Genomic DNA, 3,038 nt, shown 5'->3' with positions numbered 1-3,038 from the left:
GCACGCGCGGGCCCAGCCCGCGCGCGGGCGCGGGGCCGCAGCGCCCCACCCCGTACCGCCCGCTGGCCCGTACGGCGTACTGCCTCTTCCCGCCGCACGCGTGGTGCGGGAGGCTCGAACATCGGCTCACATGACCGGGACTCATACGACCGGCCTTGACACGGCGTAGCCGCGCATGGGAATCGCGCGGCAGCGAGGAGGAGAGAAGTGGTCGACGCAGACCAGACGTTCGTCATCGTCGGAGGGGGTCTGGCCGGGGCAAAAGCCGCGGAAACCCTCCGGGCCGAGGGATTCACCGGCCGGGTGATCCTGATCTGTGACGAGCGCGACCACCCCTATGAGCGACCGCCCCTGTCCAAGGGCTTCCTCACCGGCAGCCAGGAGCGCGACAGCGTCTTCGTACATGAGCCCGCCTGGTATGCCCAGGCCGATATCGAGCTGCACCTCGGCCAGACCGCCGTGCAGCTCGACCGCGCCGCCAAGGCCGTCGTCCTCGGCGACCGGACCCGTATCCACTACGACCGGCTGCTGCTGGCGACCGGCGCCGAGCCGCGCCGGCTCGACATTCCGGGCACCGGCCTCGTCGGCGTGCACCATCTGCGCCGTCTCGCCCACGCCGAGCGGCTGCGGTCGGTCCTGGCCGCGCTCGGCCGCGACAACGGCCAGCTGGTGATCGCGGGGGCGGGCTGGATCGGTCTGGAGGTGGCGGCGGCCGCGCGCGGGTACGGCGCCGAGGTGACGATCGTCGAGCCGGAGCCCACCCCGCTCCATCTCGTCGTCGGTCCCGAGCTCGGCAGCCTCTTCGCCGATCTGCATCAGGAGCACGGCGTCCGCTTCCACTTCGGCGCCCGGCTCACCGAGATCACCGGGCAGGACGGCGTGGTGCTGGCGGCCTGCACCGACGACGGGGAGGAGCACCCCGCCCACGACGTGCTGGCCGCGATCGGCGCCGCCCCGCGCACCGCGCTCGCCGAGGCGTCCGGTCTGGAGGTGGCGGACCGCGCGGCGGGCGGCGGGATCTTGGTGGACGCCTCGCTGCGCACCAGCGACCCGGACATCTTCGCGGCGGGCGATGTGGCCGCGGCCCCGCTCGCCTTCCCGGGCGGCGTCGAGCCGCCGGGGAGCCGGGTGCGCGTCGAGCACTGGGCCAACGCGCTGAACGGAGGACCGGCCGCGGCCCGCGCCATGCTCGGGCAGGACGTGGCGTACGACCGGGTGCCCTACTTCTTCTCCGACCAGTACGACGTCGGCCTGGAGTACTCCGGCTACGCGCCGCCCGGCTCGTACGACCAGGTGGTGTGCCGCGGCGATGTCGGCAAGCGGCAGTTCATCGCCTTCTGGCTGAGCGAGGGCCGCCTGCTGGCGGGGATGAATGTGAACGTATGGGATGTCGTCGAGCCCATCCAGCGCCTCATCCGCAGCGGCGTCCGCCTCGACCCCGACGACCTGGCGAACCCGTCCGTCCCGCTGACGTCCCTGCTCCCGTAGCCGGGCCCCCGTAGCGGAACCCCGTAGCCGGGCCCCCGCCGCCGGGCCCCCGTAGCGGAACCCCGTACACCGGTTGCTCGCGCCCGGCCGGGCTCCGGCGTTGTCGGAGCCCGGCCGTAGAATTCACGCGTGGCAGGCAGGATCAATGATGACGACGTGAAGGCGGTGCGGGACGCGGTCCCGATTGACGCCGTTGTGTCCGAGTACCTCCAGCTGCGTAACGCGGGCGGCGGCAATCTCAAGGGCCTGTGCCCCTTCCATGACGAGAAGTCCCCGTCCTTCCAGGTCAGCCCCAGCAAGGGGCTTTTCTACTGCTTCGGCTGCCAGGAGGGCGGCGACACGGTCGACTTCATCATGAAGATCGACCACCTCTCCTTCGCCGAGACCATCGAGCGGCTGGCCTCCCAGGCCGGTATCACCCTGCGCTACGAGCAGGGCAGCGCGACCCCCGGCCGGCAGCAGGGCGAGCGCACCCGCCTGGTGGAGGCCCATAAGGCGGCCGCCCAGTTCTATGTGGAGCAGCTGGACAGCCCCGAGGCGGAGATCGGCCGCAAATTCCTCGCCGAGCGCGGCTTCGACCAGGCCGCCGCCCAGCACTTCGGCGTCGGCTACAGCCCGGCCGGCTGGGACCACCTCGTCCGCTTTCTGCGTGGCCGAGGCTTCACCGACAAGGAGCTGATCCTCTCCGGCCTCGCCCAGGAGAGCCGCCGTAACCCCATCGACCGCTTCCGCGGCCGTCTGATGTGGCCCATTCGCGATATCACCGGCGAGGTCGTCGGCTTCGGCGCGCGCAAGCTGCGCGACGACGACAACGGCCCGAAGTATCTGAACACGCCCGAGACCCCGCTCTACAAGAAGTCCCATGTGCTGTACGGCATCGACCTCGCCAAGAAGGAGATCGCCAAGACCAGCCGGGCCGTCGTCGTCGAGGGCTATACGGACGTCATGGCCTGCCACCTCGCCGGGGTGACCACCGCCATCGCCACCTGCGGTACGGCCTTCGGCGGCGACCACATCAAGATCCTCCGGCGGCTGCTGATGGACAACTCGAGCGCCGAGGTGGTTTTCACCTTCGACGGCGATGCGGCGGGCCAGAAGGCGGCGCTGCGGGCCTTCGAGGACGACCAGAAGTTCGCCGCCGAGACGTATATCGCGATCACGCCGGGCGGGATGGACCCGTGCGAGCTGCGTCTCGCCGAGGGCGACGGCGCCGTCAAGGAGCTGGTGGACAGCCGTACGCAGCTCTTCGAGTTCGCGATCCGGCAGATCATCGCCCGGCACAACCTGGATACGGCGGTGGGGCGGGCCGCGGCGCTCGAGGAGGCCGCGCCGGTCGTCGCCGGGATCAAGAACAGATCGATCCAGCACGAGTCCGCGGTGCATCTCGCGGGGCTGCTCGGCATCCTCGACACCCAGTTCGTCGTCCGCCGGGTCTCACAGCTCGCCCAGTGGGCCCGCGAGCGCGGCCAGCGCGGCGGGCGCCCCACACCGTGCCGACGCCGCCGACGATGGCGACACCGCCGACCACGACCGCGCTGACCACGGTCAGC

1 protein-coding gene and 1 pseudogene are annotated in these 3,038 nt (G+C 71.4%); both read left to right on the top strand.

Translation table 11 applies throughout. The features are described from left to right. The first annotated feature begins 207 nt into the window (after nt 1-207). The gene (locus ACWDSL_RS52790) at nt 208-1,488 is read left to right on the top strand and encodes an NAD(P)/FAD-dependent oxidoreductase (RefSeq protein ID WP_450496842.1); all 1,281 of its coding nucleotides are present in this window, start codon (nt 208-210) and stop codon (nt 1,486-1,488) included. A 129-nt stretch (nt 1,489-1,617) separates the two neighbouring features. Continuing rightward, nucleotides 1,618-2,991: pseudogene (gene dnaG, locus ACWDSL_RS52785) on the top strand (DNA primase); the annotation flags it as partial. Between the last annotated feature and the right edge of the window lie 47 nt (nt 2,992-3,038).

Source organism: Streptomyces sp. NPDC000941, assembly GCF_053599555.1.
This window is presented reverse-complemented; position numbering and strand designations above follow the sequence as displayed.